Origin of the sequence: Rhodococcus sp. IEGM 27 (assembly GCF_033142305.1) — a bacterium.
GTDB lineage: Bacteria > Actinomycetota > Actinomycetes > Mycobacteriales > Mycobacteriaceae > Rhodococcus_F > Rhodococcus_F oxybenzonivorans.
Map to the genome: position 1 here is coordinate 175,498 of NZ_JAWLSG010000008.1, position 16,002 is coordinate 191,499.

A 16,002-nucleotide genomic window follows, 5' to 3' on the forward strand; every position below is an offset into this window, starting at 1 on the left:
GTCGCGGGAGTGGAACTGGTACAGGTGTGCGGCATTTATCGTGTACCTGTCTGCGCGCGTTACAGAAGATTCCCCGGCCCCTTCCCCGGGCGTGGACATGGTTCGCGGGTCTGGCTTCATCTCCCTTCTCGCGTGCCATACTCGAGGACATGCCTGCACCTGACACCGCCGTACTTGTCGAGGGAATCGAAAAATCCTTCGGTGACGTCGCAGCGTTGCGGGGCGTGAGCTTCGAGGTACCCCGCGGCACGGTTCTGGGCATCCTGGGCCCCAACGGCGCCGGAAAGACCACCACCGTCAACGTCTTGTCCACACTGCTCCGGCCTGATGCCGGACGGGCCTTCGTCGCCGGGCACGACGTCGTCACCGAATCGGCGGACGTGCGGCGGAGCATCATGATGACGGGGCAGTACGCAGCCCTCGACGAGTCGTTGACCGGCCGCGAGAACCTCGTGCTGTTCGGGCGTCTGATGGGTCTGCCCAAGGGCGACGCGAAGGCGCGGGCCCAGGATCTCCTGACTCAGTTCGACCTCCTCGACGCCGGTGACCGAAAAGTGTCCGGCTACTCGGGCGGTATGCGTCGACGCGTCGACATCGCGTGCGGTCTGGTGATCCGGCCGGAAGTGGTGTTCCTCGACGAACCGACCACCGGCCTCGACCCCCGCAGCCGTCAGGGCGTGTGGGGTCTCGTGTCTGCGCTGAAAGATCAGGGCATCACCATTCTGCTCACCACGCAGTACCTCGAAGAGGCCGACTTGCTGAGCGACAACATCGTGGTCATCGACAAGGGCACGGTGATCGCCGAAGGCTCGGCGGACGACCTCAAGGCCCGCACCGGCGGCAGCTATTGCGAAGTGGTGCCGGTCCAGCTCTCCGATCTGCCGCGCGTGCGCGAGGTTCTGGCAGGCCTGTGTCCCCCCGACCGCGTCATCGAGGAAGGTTCCGACCGCTTGTCGATTCCGGCCGAGCACGGTGCCCAGACTCTCGCGGAGGTGCTTCGTCGCCTCGACATGGCTGGTGTCAAACTTGCCGACATCGCACTCCGACGGCCGTCGCTCGATGACGTGTTCCTCTCGCTCACCGGACATGCACGCGTCGACGAGAGCCTGCCGTCGTGACGGCGCCCCCGCAGGTAGCCTTCGAACGCGCTCTCGCGGGCAAGCACCGCAAGCCCCAGCCGTCCAACGTGCAGCAGTGGGTTGCACTGACCCAGCGAAATCTCCACACCATGTCGGTGACGGGTCAGTTCTTCATCGCGGTGCTGGCACCGTTGATCTTCACGGTCGGCTTCTACCTACCGCTGCGTCTGGTGATGAAGTTCCAGGGCGTCGACTACGCCCAGTTCGTCATGCCGATCATCGTGCTCCAAGCAATGGCGTTCACGGCCGTGTCCGCCGCGCATCGAGCGGCGACCGAGTCGTCGAACGGTATGAATACCCGATTCCAGACCATGCCCGTAGGAGCAGCCATACCCTTGGCGGCGCGCATGTCTGCGTCACTCGTGCACTCGTCCATTTCGCTCGTCGCTGCCGTGACCTACGGGTACCTCATCGGTTTCAGGTTCGATGGCGGCACGAGGCTGACCCTCGGCTTCTGTGCCCTGGCGATGCTCATCGGGTTCGCACTCACGACCGGTGCGGATGCGCTCGGAACGCTGACGGGGAGCCCGGAAGTCACCAGCCAGGCGCTCACGCTCCCGCAGCTGATTCTGGGGATGTTCTCCTCCGGATTCGTTCCGGTGAGCCAGTTCCCGGAGTGGGCGCAGGGCTTTGTGCGGAACCAGCCGATATCTCAGTTCTCCGAATCGATGCGTGCCATGACCGAGGGCACGATCACCCTGCACCAGATGACGCCGACTCTGCTGTGGTGCGCCGGACTCGTGCTCGCTTTCGTTCCATTGTCGATCTGGTCGAATGTGAGGCGCGGATGACCACCGAGTATCGAGCCGAGGCGCCAACCCGGGTGACGTTCCCCGCGGTGTCGAAGCCACATCCCGAGAATTCGGCATCTGCCCTGGTGGTTCACAGCCTGTTGCAGACGAAACGGCTTCTTGTGCGTTGGGCTCGCGACCCCGGAACGATGATCCAGGCCATCGTCTATCCCGCACTGATGCTCGTCATGTTCTGGGCCGTGTTGGGCATTTCGATCACCAAGGCCACGGGCGTCAACAGTCTGTACGGCACCGTCCCCATGATCACTCTGGTCGGTGCCATGTTCGGCTCCATCGCGGGGGGACTGTCCCTCAAGAAAGAATGGGCCAACGGCCTGCTCGGCAGGTTCTGGGTTCTCCCCGTCCACAGGGCTTCTCCCCTGGTCAGCCGGCTGCTGGCCGAGTGTGTGCGCATCTCTCTGACGACGGTCCTCATCATCGCCGTCGGAATTGCCCTCGGCTTCCGGTTCGACCAGGGCGTTCTCGCCGGCGTGGGCCTCATGCTTCTGCCACTTCTCTTCGGCGTCAGCTTCGCGACGATGGTGACAGCCCTCGCTGTCAACGCGGGGAAGGCGCCACTCGTCGAACTGCTGTCCCTGCTCTGCACACTTCTGCTGTTCTTCAACTCGGGATTCGTACCCACCGCCGCGTACCCGACCTGGTTGCAGTCGTTCGTCGAGAACCAGCCGATGTCCTGTGCCATCGACGCGATGAAGGGTCTGTCGATGGGCGGTCCGGTGGCGGAACCACTGATCAAGACGATCGCTTGGTCGATCGGTGGACTGATCGTGTTCACCTACCCCGCAGTGCGCGGATACCGAAGGGCCGCAGGGACTCCCCCGTAGCACCCACGTCCGCCTGCGGTCCCGTCGAGTCCCGCGGAATCAGCGAGGGGTGCGGCCTGTGAGGGGTGGCTGAATCACCAACGGATCCTCTGCGGCCGGCGGACCGTACACACCCCCGCTCCGAGTCGCGTTCTCCTGCCCGAGATCGTCGGGGCGTGGGACATTGACCGCACCACGCTGTTCGAGGTACTCCTGCGACTGGCACGTCCAGTCGAGGGCCGGTTCACGTGGTTCCGCCTCGGTGACCAGTCGGCGGGGGGCGTCGTACACGCACATCGGGCCCTGCGTGCCCACGAGGAGCAGATCGGCCAGTCCGCCCTTCTCGATCGAACCGATCTTCGGCAGTGCCGTGGGCATGATCGACAGGCCGTACTCGAGTGACGGTTGCCGATCCGCCACGATGCGGGTGGGGAGGACCAGATCGGCGAGCATCGTGCCGAGGGAGTCGCGGTTGCCGGCAAGCAGGGAGTCGAGGCTCGCCATCGTTTGGGGCGAGCGTCCCATCAATTCGACGAGGGCCGCATCGTTGGCCCGCAGTTGTTCGAAAACACTTCGTGCGGTGCTTGCCGATCCGGGCAGTGCTGCGGCCAATCCGTCGGCGCTGTCCAGGAGTGGCATTCCCTTGTCGACGATGGTGGTGAGCGCTTCTGTGCGACTGTCGAGTAGCTGCGCTGCCTCGGCCGAATTGTCGAGCAGGTTCTGCAGGTCCGGTCCGGTTCCCTGGAAGGCGGTGCCGAACGTGTCGGCAATCGTCGAGAGGTCGCGCACGTCGAGTGTGTTCACCAGGTCGGTCGCCTGAACGAGGGTAGCGTCCAGCGACTTCGGAACCCCGTCCGCCGGGACGGCGATGACGTCTCCGTCGACCAGATAGGGCGGCTGGTCGGTGGTGGGCATGATGTCGAGGGACTGAATGCCGACCGGATTCTCGGTGCTGATCTTCGCGACGGACCCGATCGGTATCTCGGTGCCCGGATGCAGTTCGATTCCGAGCACGATGCCCGAACCGGACGGGCTGACGTCGACCGATTCGACTGTTCCTACTCCCACTCCGCGGTAGTTCACCGAGGTTCCGCGGGCGAGCCCGGCTGCGTTGTCCAGTTCGGCGCTCAGCCGGAGAGGATCGCCGAACGTGTCCGGTCCGGCGACGTACCGCAACCCGAACAGGATCGCGACCAGTGAGATCACAACGAACATGACGAGCTGCGCCACGAGGTGCCGGGTCATCAGCGGACACCTCCGCCGAGGACCTCGGCCAGCGTCCGGGCTTCCGGGACCTCGAGGGGCGCCGAGCCGGTGAGCAGTCTCGCGATGACCGCTGTGACGTCGAAAGTCCCGTTGAAGGTCACGTAGTCGCCGGGTGTGGCGGCGGCGAATCCACCGAGGAACCGTGCGACCGCGTCCAGTGTCGGCGCCAGCTCCGATTCGAATCCTTCGAGGGCGGCCAGTACCGTGCCGGCGTCATCGATTTCGGCCGACAGCTCCGTTCCGGCGCTCCCGAGGACACGTTCGGCTTCCCCGGTGAGTGCGGACGCCTGTTGCATGAGCGCGGTGATCTGTTCACGCTGGGACAGCAGTAGGTCGATCACCGGCGACATTTCGGTCAGCGCGCGATCCAGTATCGGCTTCCCGGCCGCCAATTCGGCGGAAAACGCATGGGAGGCCCCTATTGCCCTGTTCAGTTCGTCACGGTGGTCGTCGACGACGCCCAGCGTGTTGTTCAACATGTCGGCGAGGTCTCGCACCTTGTCGGAGCGGCCGGCGAAGGCTGCGCTCAATTCCCGCATGACGGTGCTGATCTGATCGATTCCACTGCCGTTGAGCACGGTGGCGAGCGCTGCCAGTCCACTTTCGATGTCCGGACCGCGCGACGTGTGTACCAATGGAATCGCGTCACCGTCGCCCATCGGTGCCCCGATTCCGTCCTCCAAGTTCAGCCGGACGAACGGATTGCCGAGGGCAGTGGACAACTCGATCCGCGCGGTGACATCTCGAGGCACACGGACGTCGTCACGGATCCGCAACTCGAGCCTGGCCGTGAAGTTTCGGGTGGACACCTCGGATACGCGACCGATCACATCCTGTCCGGCCCGAACTTCGGCACCGGGTACGACCCGGTCGGCACCCGCGAACTCTGCGGTGATGCGATACGACGGCCCGTCGGGCGCGTGACCGACCGACAGGCTTTGAAGGCTGAGCGAGCATCCGGACGTGATCGCGGCGGCCCCGAGGATCACCACAGTCGTCAGTGCGTGCATTCTGCTCCGGATCGTCATCGTCCTCCGACCATGAGTTCACGTAGCCCGAACGGATCGGACATGCTGGGAGGGAATTGAATCGGGTTGGTGATTCCTGGTCCGCGGCAGAGGACCGGATCGACCACCTGACACAGAGGCGACGTCGGCTCGGCCTGCGCAAGATTGGTCGAGATGTTCAATCGGATGCGGGCACGCTGGTCGGGGGTGACCGCACGCTGAATATTGTCGACGAGCAAGGGCAGCAGATCCATGATCTCGGCGAGGTCGGTGTCGTGCTGTCGAAGAACTCCACTCATTCCGGCGAGGTTGTCGATACTGGCACTCAGGTCGCCGCCACGAGCGGCAACGAGCTGATCGATGTGGTCCAGCAGAGTCGTGAGCTGGACTATCGTGGAGCCGATCTCGAACTGCTGTCCGGCGAACTCGTCGCCGACGACAGTCAGCGACTGTGCCAGCGAGTCGACCTGAGCCTGCCGCGCCGAGATCGTCGTGACGAGCACCTCCACATTATCGATGAGGGCGCCGAGATCCTCGCTGTTGCCGGCGACGACCGAACTCGCCTGGGACAGCGTGCGGATGGCATCGTTCATCGCCTGGCCCGTACCGTGCGTGGATGCCGCGGTGGCCGAGAGTGCGGCTCCCACGTTGCCGCCTTCCGGACCGAGCACCTCGACCACAGTCTCGACACTGTCCATCAGTTGGTCCCAGGTAATCGGCGAGTGACTGCGCTCGAGCGGGATGGTGTCGCCACTGCCCAGTACCGGTCCGCCGGTGTAGGCCGGTCCGAGTTCGACGAAGCGTTCACCGATCGCGGACGACACCAGCACATAGGAGTGCGCATCTGCAGGAAGGCTGACATCGGCGGCGACCGACATGGTGATCAGGACCGTCGCACCCCTCGGTTCCACCGCCTCGACGGTGCCCACCGGAACTCCCAGCACGGTGACCTTGGTTCCGGGAAAGACCCCGTTCACGTAGGCGAACTCCGAATGCACTGTGGTTGAGGACGACCGGAAGATCACCAGCCAACCGGCAACTGCGATCGCCACGACGAGCCCGACCGTCAGAGCGATCCTCACAGCCCTGGGCGCCGCGGTCTTCACGAACACCCCGTCAGCAGTCCGACGACGCACAGAAGGTTGTCGGCGATGAAGGCGGAGGGTGCGGAGACGTCGGCCCAATCGCCGGTTCCGGTCGAGTTGACCAGGGCGCGTGCGGCCGGTGCACCCTGCGTGAGGAGGGCGTCGATATTGCCCAGGTTCGCGTTGAGGCGGTCCGTCACCTGACGCGCGTTCGCAAGCAGAAGGTCGAGATCGTGTGTGTTCTCGCCGAGGAACTGCGACGCCTGAGCTACCAGGGACTCCAGATCTTCGACCATCTGACGTATCGCTTCCCGTCGCGTCGCAAGCGTCTTCATGACGACCTCGGCGTTTCCCAGCAGCGTCGACAACTGGTCCTGCTGACTTACCAGCACATCCGTCACAGTTCGGGAACTGTCGAGCAATTGCGTGATCTGGTCCGCATTCTTGGCCAGGATCGCGGACGCTGCGCTGATCCCTGCCAGCGCATCCCGGTTGAGGGTGGCATCCGTGGGCATCGTGTCCGTGACCGTCGCAACCATTTTCTGCAGTCCCTCGACGTCCAGTTCGCCCGCTGCTTCGATCGCGCCGGACCCGATGTCGTCGAGGGAGTAAGGCACGCTGGTGCGGCTCAGCGGGATCACTCCGTTCGACGGCGTCTCACCCGGCCCGGAAGGCGCGACATCGAGATATCTCTTACCGAGGATGGTCGACAGTTTCACTCCCGCCGAAGTCGTGGAGCCGAGGCGTCGTTCACCGTCGAGCCGGAAATGTACGAGGACGCGATCGCCGGCAAGCTCGACCTCCGTGACCCGGCCGGCAGGAACTCCGGCGACGTAGACATAGTCCGAGGTGGTCAGGCCCGCCGCGTTGGCGAGTTCCGCGGTGTACGCGTCGGTCCGAACGGTAAAGCTCAGGCGAGGTACGACGAGGACGACTGCCAGAACCAGTGTGGCGGCGGTGATTCCCACGGCGCCCACGGCAAGGGGACTGACCGGTCGCACACGTTCCTTGCCGGACAGGGAGTCCCAGACGTCCCGAATCTTGTCCACGAACGTCATTGGCAATACCTCGAATGCAGGTCTGGACCCAATGCGCCTTCCTGACCGTCGACATTGACGATGAAGGTGCACAGGTAGATGTTGAGCCACGATCCGTACTCGCCGGCGCGGTTGACGGAGGCGAAGAAGCTCGGAGTCGCCGTCATCAGGTGGTCGAACTCGGCGTTAGCGCCGAGCATCGCACCCGTAAGCGAATTCATCCGGTCTACCGTTCGGCTGAGTTCGGGAACTCGGCCGTCGAGGATGTCGATCATCGAGGCGCTGACGGCAGCCGTGTTGTCGAGGGTGTCGATCAACACGTCGTTGTTCTCGGCGAGCATCCCGGTGAACGCGGTGAGGCTTTCCACCAAGTGCGAGAGTTCTGGTCCCCTGGCGGCCGCGGTGGTGGCAACGGCCTCGAGATTGCCGATGAGCTCACCGATGACCTGATCGTGATTCGCCAGATTTCCGGTCACCGCGGTGACCCGTCGCAGCAGGGTGTCGACACTGGTTCTCCCGCCGTCGAATACGGCGACGACCTCGGAGGCGAGTTCGTTGACCTGGGTGGGGTCGATCGCCTCGAACAGGGGCTTGAAACCATTGAACAGACTCGTCAGGTCCAGGGCAGGCGAAGTGCGGTCGAGCGGGATCGTCTCCCCCTCCTCGAGGGTGCCTTTCCCGATTTCGCCTGCACTCAGGTCGAGGTACCGGACACCCAGCAAGTCGCCGTATCGAATGGCGACGGTGGTGTCCGCGGGCAACTTCTGATCGCGCTCCACCCGGAAACCGACCAGGGCGGAGGCGGTTCCGGCATCACCGTCCACGATCTGCACCGAATCGACCTTTCCTACTCGCACGCCGGCGATGGTGACGTCGCTGCCAGGCGTGACGCCCTGGGCGTCGGTGAACATCGCCTTGAATCCGACAGTCGGGCCGGGGACGGGGACGCGCAGGGTGTTGACCACGAGAACTGCGGCGAACACCGCGACGACCAGGAAGATCGCCAATTTGAACGCCGATCCGCGGACGTTCATCGACCACCTCCTTCACCGCAGTTGGGCCCGCTGAGGCCGGGATAACGAGGGCAGTCCGCAGCGGTGTACGGTCGCGGATTCGACAGGTCGGCAGCGACCCGCACCGCAAACTTGCCGGTCGCGAAAACCGATGCCCCTGCCTCGCCGAACGGACCGAGCTCGTCGAGTGTTGCCCGCAGCATGTCGGACTTACTCGCCATCGTGCCGAGGGTGGGTGAAAGATTCAGTGCCACAGCGATCATCGAATCTGCGTTCTCCTCCACGACAGCCCCCGAGTTCCTGGAGACGACGAGACTGGCGGCGAGAAACCCGGTGAAGCTGTCGGCGTTCTCCACCAGGGTGTGCGACAGGGACGTCGCCGCCTCCATCGTGGCCAGTAGATCCGGGGACGCCGCACCCAGCTGCTCACTGAGACGGGCGATCTGCGGGGCGCGCTGCGCCACCGAATCGACGAGCGGCGCTGTCGCCTGCGCGACCTCGTGGAGGCTGTCGAGAGTGTGACCCAGCTGCTCGCCTCGGCCGCGCAGCGCGTCCGCGACCGCACTGAGGGCCGCCTGCATCTGTTCCGGCTCCACCTCGGACAACAGCTGGTAGACGCGCGAGTACAGGTCGTACATCTGCACCGTTTCGGTAGAGGTGTCGGGTTCGAGGTGCGCTCCCTCGGCGAGCCTCGTTCCGGCTGCGGCGCCGGTGGGTACGAGGTCCACGATCTGGTCGCCGAACAGGGTGCGGGGCACGATCCGAACGCGAACGCTCGCCGGGATGTGGTGGATCTGCTGGGGATCGAGGCTGATCTCCAACCCCGACTTCTCGATGCCAGGATCGACACTGGCCACGGCGCCCACCGCGGCGCCGCGGTACGACACCGTCGAATGCGACTTCACGGCCCCCGCCTCTGCAGGCAGGGTCGCGTGCACCACGGGATCGGTCACGATCGACTCGGTGCCGAAGCCGACGAGGAGAATCGATCCGGTGGCGAGGACGACGACGCCGAGCAGTCCGCGAACGGCGAGGGCGATCGCACCTGGGCCGCCCGGGCGGCCCCGCATCACGGCAGCCCCAGCGCGGGAGCGGACGGCACGAGACCCCAGAGTGCAAGAGTCAACAGCAGGTCCACGATTCCGATGGCGAGGATGCTGGTGCGCAACGCGCGCCCGGCGGCCCGGCCGACGCCCTCGGGACCTCCGAATGCGTGATACCCGTACGAGCAGTGCACCAGCGCGATGATGGTGGCGAAGACGATGGCCTTGACGAACGAATACAGGATGTCGGTGGGAGTGAGCATGAGATGGAAGTAGTAGTCGTAGGTACCAGCGGACTGTCCGGCGAAGGTGACGATCACCAGCCGCGACGCCAGGTACGACGACAGGAGCCCCACGATGTAGAGCGGCACGACACAGATCAGGCAGGACACGAGCCGGGTGCTCGCCAGAAACGGCAGCGAGCGGATCGCCATCGCGTCGAGCGCGCTGATCTCCTCCGAGATCCGCATCGATCCCAGCTGCGCGGTGAACCCGGTCCCGACCTTGGCCGCGAGCGCTATCGACGCAATCACCGGCGCCAGCTCACGCGTGTTCAGAATCGCGGACAGGAGCCCGGACAACGACCCCATTCCCAGTAGATCGAGCCCGCGCAAACCCTCGATGCCCACCTGAGTGGCCGCAACAGCGGACATGGCGAACACGACTCCGATCGCGCCTCCGCCGGCGAGTACGGTGGCGCCACCGAAGCTGATGTCACCGACCTGGCGCATGATGTGCCGCCAGTACTTCACCACTGCGAGGGGTATTCCTGCGATTGCGCTTCCGTAGAAAGTGAATTCCCGGCCCAGCCCCGTCAGCAGATTCAGGGGTTGACGAGCCTTCGACTTCGCCCAGTGCGCCGCGGACCATCTGGCATCGACCACCACCATCAGTAACCACCCACTGGGACGACGAGAACGGAATAAAGCTGACTGAGAACGGTATTCACGATGAAGACCAAGATGAAAGCGAGGACCACTGCCTCGTTGACGGCATCGGCAACACCACTGGGACCGCCCTTGGTGTGCAGGCCCTTGAAGCTGGCGATCAGCGCTGAGGTGACGGCGAAGGCTGCGGACTTGACGAGCGCGACGACGAAATCCGAGAGCCGGGTGTACTGGGACAGTGCGGTGAGGAAGCTGCCGGCCGAGGTGTCCTGGACGACGACCTGAAAGAAGAAGCAGGCCGACACACCGATCGCCGTGACCATCGCGCACAGCGCGACCCCGACGACGACCGATGCGAGAACCCTGGGGACGACCAGCCTTTCGATCACGTTGAGCCCGATGACTTCCATGGCTTCGACCTCTTCCCGGATCGTGCGCGACCCCAGGTCGGCGCAGATCGCGGAACCCCCGACACCGGCCAGCATCAACGCGCATACCAGTGCAGACGCCTGCCCGACGATCACGAAGCCGACGACCGCCCCGGTATATCCCTCGGCACCGAGCTGACCGGCGAGACTGCCGATCGTCACAGCGATCAGAACCCCGATCGGGATCATGAGAAGCAGTGCAGGCGCCGAGGTGACCGACGCGAGCCGCCACGCCTGGTCGAGAAATTCTCGCCATGCCAGCTTGCGCCTGACGAGCACTCGCACTGCGGCAACCACAGTCGCAATCGAGAAACCGATGAGCGCACCGACCTCATGGGCGAACTGGCTCAACGGCCCCTTCGTGGGTGGCAGTTCGAATGTCATCTCGGCACGGGTTCAGACCACGACGCTGTTCGCGCCGTGCATTTTTCGAAGTTCGCCCTTGACGACCTTGCCGCTGGCATTGCGCGGCAACGCCTCGACGACGACGACGTCTTTCGGATGCTTGTAGCGGGCCAGTTTGTCGTCGAGCCATGCCGTGAGCTCGTCGGCCGAGAGGTCGTCACCGTCGTCGGCGAGCGCCACGATGGCGACGGGCACTTCGGTCCACTTCGGATCGGGGCGGCCGACGACGGCTGCCTCGCGGATCCTCGGGTGCGCGAACAGTACGTTCTCCACCTCGGCGCAGTAGATGTTCTCGCCACCCGAGATGATCATGTCCTTCTTGCGGTCCACGACGTAGACGAAGCCTTCCTCGTCCTGTCGCACGAGGTCACCGGAGTGGAACCAGCCGCCGGCGAAAGCCTCGGCTGTGGCGGTCGGGTTCTGCCAGTACTCCTGCATCATGGTCGGTCCGCGGTAGACGATTTCGCCGACGGTGCCCGGCTCGACGTCGTTCATCTCGTCGTCCACGATGCGGGTGTGGATCGTCGGGATCGGCTTGCCCACGGAACCGAGTTTGCGGATCGCGTCGTCGCCGTCGAGCACGCACGTGATCGGTGACATTTCGGTCTGCCCGAACACCGCGACGATCAGGGCGTGCGGGAAAGTGTCCGCCATGGAACGGAGGACCGTATCCGACGCCGGGGCTGCACCCCAGCTGATGACTCGCAGCGCGAGATCGCGACCCTCGACGGTGGGGTCGGCACACACTGCCTGCCACTGAACCGGTACCAGGAAAACGGAGGTGACCCGTTCCTGTTCCCACACGTCCAGCATCTCGGTGGGATGAAAGGCCTTGAGGGGATGGATCACTGTGGTCCCCCCGAGCATCAGCATGGGGGCGACGGAACCGAGCGCGGCGACGTGGAATACCGGTGACGCAAGGAACCCGATGTCGTCACCCCGGTCGTAGCGCATGGCGCGGATGCAGGTGATGGCCTGCCCGACCATGTTCGAGTGGGACAGCACCGCCCCTTTGGGGGTTCCGGTGGTTCCGGAGGTGTACAGAATGAGAGAGGCGGTGTCCTCCGGAAGGTCGACAGGGTGGTACGCAGGCCCGCCTTCGACGAGTAGCTCCTCGTAACCGAGCACGTCGCCCTCGGTCACCGCGCCCATGTTCACGACCAGGCTCAGCTCCGGAACTTCCTGGCGTACGGCCGCGACCAGCGGCGCGAGCGCCGGCTCGGTGAACACGGCACGTGCACCGGAATCGCGTGCGATGAACGCGACCTCAGGGGGTGTGAGCCGAAAGTTCACCGGCACGGCGATGGCGCCGAGCGCGTTGATCGCGAGCACCGCTTCGAAGAACTCGGTCCGGTTGAGGGTCAGGAGGAGGACGCGATCGCCGAACGCGACTCCACGGCGGGACAGTGCCCCGGCAAGCGCCTCGGAGCGGTCGTGGAGTTGACGCCAGGAGGTGTTCTGCCCGAGGAAGCGAAACGCGGCATGGTCCGGCTTCATCTCGGCATGGGTCGCTACCCAATTGTTCCAGTGGTTGCGACGGGATTGCAGTGGCTGGGTGAGCAGCTCGCTACGAGATGGCATTGTGTTCGTGGTCCCTTCGCTGCACTCGTCTCTTCCAGCGCGCTTCGACGGACCTGCGCGATGGCTGTGACGAGTATTACAGATCATGACTGTGATCGGAACGGTTTTGTTAACCGGAATTCGCATGCTGAACGGATGCGGACGCCTCGAACGACCGGTGGAATCACCCCAGGAAGCGAGCCGCTCGCTTGCCGAGCATCGCGGTCACTCCCTCGACGAAATCCTGCCCCTGCAGCAGTTCGGTCTGCCCGTCCTTCTCCCGCTCGAGGGCACCTTCGAGCGCTGTCAGCGTCGATGCCGTAAGCGCCCTCTTGGTCAGTTCGACGGCACGCCGCGGACCATGAGCCAGCTTCGCCGCGACGGCGTCGACGTGAGCCGCCAGTTCACCGGCCGGCAAGACTCCCGCGATCAACCCTTCGCGCTCGGCCTCCGGCGCCCCCAGGCGTTCACCGAGCAACGCCATCCGGGTGGCCCTCGCGCGGCCGATCGACGCAGCGATGAGCGCACTGGAACCGCCGTCGGGCATCAGCCCGATGTTGACGAACGCAAGGAGCAGGTACGCATCCTCGCAGGCGTAAGTGAGGTCGGCTGCCAGCGCGATCGAGGCGCCGACCCCTACTGCGGCACCGCTCACCTGCGCTATGACAGGCACCGGCAGGTCGACGATGGCTCGTACCACCCTGTTCGCCGCCTCCATCACCACCTCGGGTGGCGCCTCCCTCCCTCCCGCCGCCGCGGCGGCCGCGAGGTCGGCGCCCGTGCTGAAAGCCTTTCCCGCTCCGGAAATGACGACGACCCGGACGGAGCGGTCGGTGGCCGCGCCGGTGAGGATCGCGCCGAGAGCTGTCATGTGCGCCAGGTCCAGCGCATTCATCCGGTCGGGGCGATCGATGGTGATCCGGAGGATCCCGCCGTCGCTGACGACGCGGAGGCCGTCGACCGCGGGGGCGGTCACGACGCTGCCCCGACGCGCATACCCGTCACGTCCGAAAGTCGTCGAGTGATCAATGCTTCGGCTTCCGTGAATTTCGTTCTCAGCATCTCAGTGCACCTCTTCATAGGTGCCGCCCCGCGGCGGCCCGGTTATCGACGATGGAGAGCGCGCGCGGCCTCGAACCGGCTGAACGCACATGCGAATACGAGTTAACTTATTCGCCAACTCGCACCGGTGTCAATGCTGGGCAAGCACTATCCGCACGTGCACACAGGGCTTTCGGCATGTTGGCGCGAGCCGCGCCCCGGAACTGCCCCCAGAGTCGATCGATACGCACGGGAGTGCCGGTTAAGATGACGTACCGATAAACTGGCAGCACAGGCCGACTACCGGAGGTGACCGTGGCCCGGACCAAGACGGCGGCCGGCGCCGCCACCGAAAGGCCCGTTCGGCGTCGGCCGAAAGACCGCAAGGCGCAGATCGCCACCGTCGCGGCGGAAGCGTTCAGCGAGCGCGGCTACCACGCCGTCGGCGTCGACGACATCGCAGCCACCATCGGAATCTCAGGTCCCGCCCTCTACCGGCACTATCCCAACAAGTACGCCCTGTTCGTTCATGCAGCCACCACGACCGCCGATGCACTGCGCACCGCCGCCGACGATGCACTCGCAGGCCTCGACGAGGCGGCCGCCGGGGAGCGGCTCGACCGGCTGATCTCCGCGCTGGTCACCAACACGATCGAACACCGCAAACTGGGGGGCCTCTACCGGTGGGAGGGCAGGTACCTCCAGGCCGACGACCGCACTCGCATCCGGAACGTCTTCGTCCACGTAACCCAATGCGTGGCGGCGCCGCTGCAAGAGCTGCGGCCGGAACTGTTGGCCGTCGATGCCACGACTCAGGGTGCCGCGACGCTCAGCGTGATGGCCAGTATCAGCGCACACCGCACCGCCCTGGCCACTCGTCGCCTCCACGCGCTTCTGACGAGCGCGTGTGAGTCGATTCTCCGCACAACCCTTCCGCCTGCGGTACCGACCGGTGACGTGCCGGCACGAGTCGAGGGCGCGGGTGGGCTGACCATGACGTCCAAGCGCGAGTTGCTGATCAACGAGGCCGTGCACATTTTCGACCGGAACGGCTATCACGACTCGAGTATCGAGGAAATCGGCGCGGCCGCCGGGATCAATGCCTCCAGTGTGTACCGGCACTTCCCCAGCAAGGCAGATCTTTTGGCGGCGGTTTTCTATCGTGCGGCGGATCGGCTCGCAGTGGCGACGTCGGCTGCCCTGTCCGCCGCTACCGACCCTCGCGAGGCGTTGTGCACCCTGGCGGAGTCGTATCTGGAATTGGCCTTCCGCAATCCGGCAGTGCTGTCCGTCTACTTCGCCGAAATCGGGAATCTGCCCGAGAACGAACGACGAAATCTCCGCAACGTGCAGCGTCTCCACGTCGAGGAGTGGGTACATCTCGTCACCGCGGTGCGGTCGGAGCTTTCGGCAGCCGAGGCGCGGTTCCTCGTACATGCCGCGCTCGGACTGGTACTCGACATCGGCCGGCTCATCCACTTCGATACCGCCGAGGAGTCACGCGCCCGGCTCCACGCTCTGATGGTAGCCGTCCTCCTCGGACAATGACGGACCAAGGGCGCCGCGGTGGTTGTCCTTGTCTGCGCCGAGGTCCCGCGGCCGGTAGCCCACCGGATAACCCGGATAACTGCGATTGCGCGGGTCCCGGGCGGCCTTCGAGCTGGCGCGCGGCGGCAGGAAGCGTACGAACTTGCCCCGCAATCGGAGCACACGCCGGGCGGTGTGCTGCAACCACACCGGTGCAGCGTCGAATCCGAACGCCGACAGCATCATCGGGTCGAGCAGAGCATTCACTCCCTGTGCGACGAAGGGCCGCAACGGCCTGGGGAACCACGAGCAGAACAAATCTCGTGTGTAGGTTCCGACGCGGTGGTTGTCCTCCGTGTACCGGAAATGTTTCCGTTCGTAGTCGGCTTTGAACCGGTAGAAGTCCTCGTAGCTCGTGGGAATATCCTTGATACCCATTCGAACCCCGACGCCGCGGTAGAAGTGGAAACACGCGAGGCGCTCGTGCGGAGTGAGCCGCCGCCACCCGAAGCGGTCGATCCAATCGATCGGCTCGTAGATGAACGTGGTGAGCACGTACAGCATGTCGTCATTGTCGATGTCGTACTTGCCGTGCATGCGGTTGACCACACGCAGGGATTCGATCCCCCGCTCGGAGTCGTACCCGTGTTCGACCAGTTCGGCCATCAGGAGGGCCGTGTCGTCGTAGCGCTTCTGTGGCCGCTTCTCGAATTCACCGGTGCGCTGGAGCAATTCGGAAACGGTCGGGACGCAGTAGGTCCGGAACAACGCGAACTCGAGGGACCGCTGGTAGTCCCAGGGAAACTCGAAACCTGCCGTGATGCGGTGAATCTCCTGGTGATCACGCACCGGATCGAGTTGTTCGATTCGGTGTACCCAGCCATACCTGCCGCGGGGAGCGGCGCCTGGGGACCTGTCGGCACTGTCGTTCTTCATCAGCATGGGATTG

Annotated in this window: 15 protein-coding genes; 4 read left to right on the plus strand and 11 right to left on the minus strand. The window is 64.8% G+C overall.

Annotated elements, in window-relative coordinates; all coding sequences use genetic code 11:
- Nucleotides 1–149: 149 nt before the first annotated feature.
- Genes R4P95_RS25520 through R4P95_RS25530 form a run of 3 tightly spaced genes read left to right on the plus strand, consistent with a single transcriptional unit; the run spans nt 150 to nt 2,775 of the window.
- A complete protein-coding gene (locus R4P95_RS25520; RefSeq protein ID WP_109331608.1) occupies nt 150–1,118 on the plus strand; it encodes an ATP-binding cassette domain-containing protein in 969 nt (322 codons plus the stop codon).
- Nucleotides 1,115–1,930, plus strand: coding sequence for an ABC transporter permease (locus R4P95_RS25525; RefSeq protein ID WP_213577162.1), 816 nt, complete (start codon nt 1,115–1,117; stop codon nt 1,928–1,930). The genes R4P95_RS25520 and R4P95_RS25525 overlap by 4 nt, the downstream gene beginning before the upstream one ends.
- On the plus strand, nt 1,927–2,775 hold the full coding sequence (locus tag R4P95_RS25530; protein WP_109331610.1) for an ABC transporter permease: 849 nt from the start codon (nt 1,927–1,929) through the stop codon (nt 2,773–2,775). The genes R4P95_RS25525 and R4P95_RS25530 overlap by 4 nt, the downstream gene beginning before the upstream one ends.
- 39 nt (nt 2,776–2,814) lie before the next feature.
- On the opposite strand, the gene R4P95_RS25535 is transcribed toward R4P95_RS25530, so the two are convergent.
- The 10 genes from R4P95_RS25535 to R4P95_RS25580 all read right to left on the minus strand — a co-directional run bounded on the left by R4P95_RS25535 (nt 2,815) and on the right by R4P95_RS25580 (nt 13,461).
- Nucleotides 2,815–3,999 (minus strand): MCE family protein, encoded by a 1,185-nt coding sequence (locus R4P95_RS25535; RefSeq protein WP_249354516.1) that lies wholly within the window; start codon nt 3,997–3,999, stop codon nt 2,815–2,817.
- Nucleotides 3,999–5,030, minus strand: a complete 1,032-nt coding sequence (locus tag R4P95_RS25540; RefSeq protein ID WP_317746931.1) for an MCE family protein — start codon at nt 5,028–5,030, stop codon at nt 3,999–4,001. Before R4P95_RS25540 ends, R4P95_RS25535 begins: the two co-directional genes overlap by 1 nt.
- A gap of 14 nt (nt 5,031–5,044) precedes the next feature.
- A complete protein-coding gene (locus tag R4P95_RS25545; RefSeq protein ID WP_317746932.1) occupies nt 5,045–6,109 on the minus strand; it encodes an MCE family protein in 1,065 nt (354 codons plus the stop codon).
- A gap of 20 nt (nt 6,110–6,129) precedes the next feature.
- Nucleotides 6,130–7,170: an MCE family protein gene (locus R4P95_RS25550; RefSeq protein WP_317746933.1), complete on the minus strand. Its 1,041-nt coding sequence runs from the start codon at nt 7,168–7,170 to the stop codon at nt 6,130–6,132.
- Complete coding sequence (locus R4P95_RS25555; protein WP_317746934.1) at nt 7,167–8,183, minus strand: MCE family protein; 1,017 nt, start codon at nt 8,181–8,183, stop codon at nt 7,167–7,169. The genes R4P95_RS25550 and R4P95_RS25555 overlap by 4 nt, the downstream gene beginning before the upstream one ends.
- On the minus strand, nt 8,180–9,232 hold the full coding sequence (locus R4P95_RS25560) for an MCE family protein (protein ID WP_317746935.1): 1,053 nt from the start codon (nt 9,230–9,232) through the stop codon (nt 8,180–8,182). The genes R4P95_RS25555 and R4P95_RS25560 overlap by 4 nt, the downstream gene beginning before the upstream one ends.
- Nucleotides 9,232–10,092, minus strand: a complete 861-nt coding sequence (locus R4P95_RS25565) for an MlaE family ABC transporter permease (protein WP_109335228.1) — start codon at nt 10,090–10,092, stop codon at nt 9,232–9,234. Before R4P95_RS25565 ends, R4P95_RS25560 begins: the two co-directional genes overlap by 1 nt.
- A gap of 2 nt (nt 10,093–10,094) precedes the next feature.
- A complete protein-coding gene (locus tag R4P95_RS25570; RefSeq protein WP_317746936.1) occupies nt 10,095–10,904 on the minus strand; it encodes an ABC transporter permease in 810 nt (269 codons plus the stop codon).
- Nucleotides 10,905–10,916: 12 nt separating this feature from the next.
- Nucleotides 10,917–12,506, minus strand: coding sequence for a fatty-acid--CoA ligase FadD5 (gene fadD5 / locus R4P95_RS25575; RefSeq protein ID WP_317746937.1), 1,590 nt, complete (start codon nt 12,504–12,506; stop codon nt 10,917–10,919).
- Nucleotides 12,507–12,669: 163 nt separating this feature from the next.
- On the minus strand, nt 12,670–13,461 hold the full coding sequence (locus R4P95_RS25580; protein WP_213577154.1) for an enoyl-CoA hydratase: 792 nt from the start codon (nt 13,459–13,461) through the stop codon (nt 12,670–12,672).
- A gap of 374 nt (nt 13,462–13,835) precedes the next feature.
- On the opposite strand from R4P95_RS25580, the gene R4P95_RS25585 reads away from it, so the two are divergent.
- A complete protein-coding gene (locus tag R4P95_RS25585) occupies nt 13,836–15,074 on the plus strand; it encodes a TetR/AcrR family transcriptional regulator (RefSeq protein WP_213577153.1) in 1,239 nt (412 codons plus the stop codon).
- Here the strand turns inward: R4P95_RS25585 and R4P95_RS25590 are convergent.
- Nucleotides 15,024–15,995, minus strand: coding sequence for an oxygenase MpaB family protein (locus tag R4P95_RS25590; RefSeq protein WP_317746958.1), 972 nt, complete (start codon nt 15,993–15,995; stop codon nt 15,024–15,026). The two genes, R4P95_RS25585 and R4P95_RS25590, sit on opposite strands and share 51 nt — an antisense overlap.
- Between the last annotated feature and the right edge of the window lie 7 nt (nt 15,996–16,002).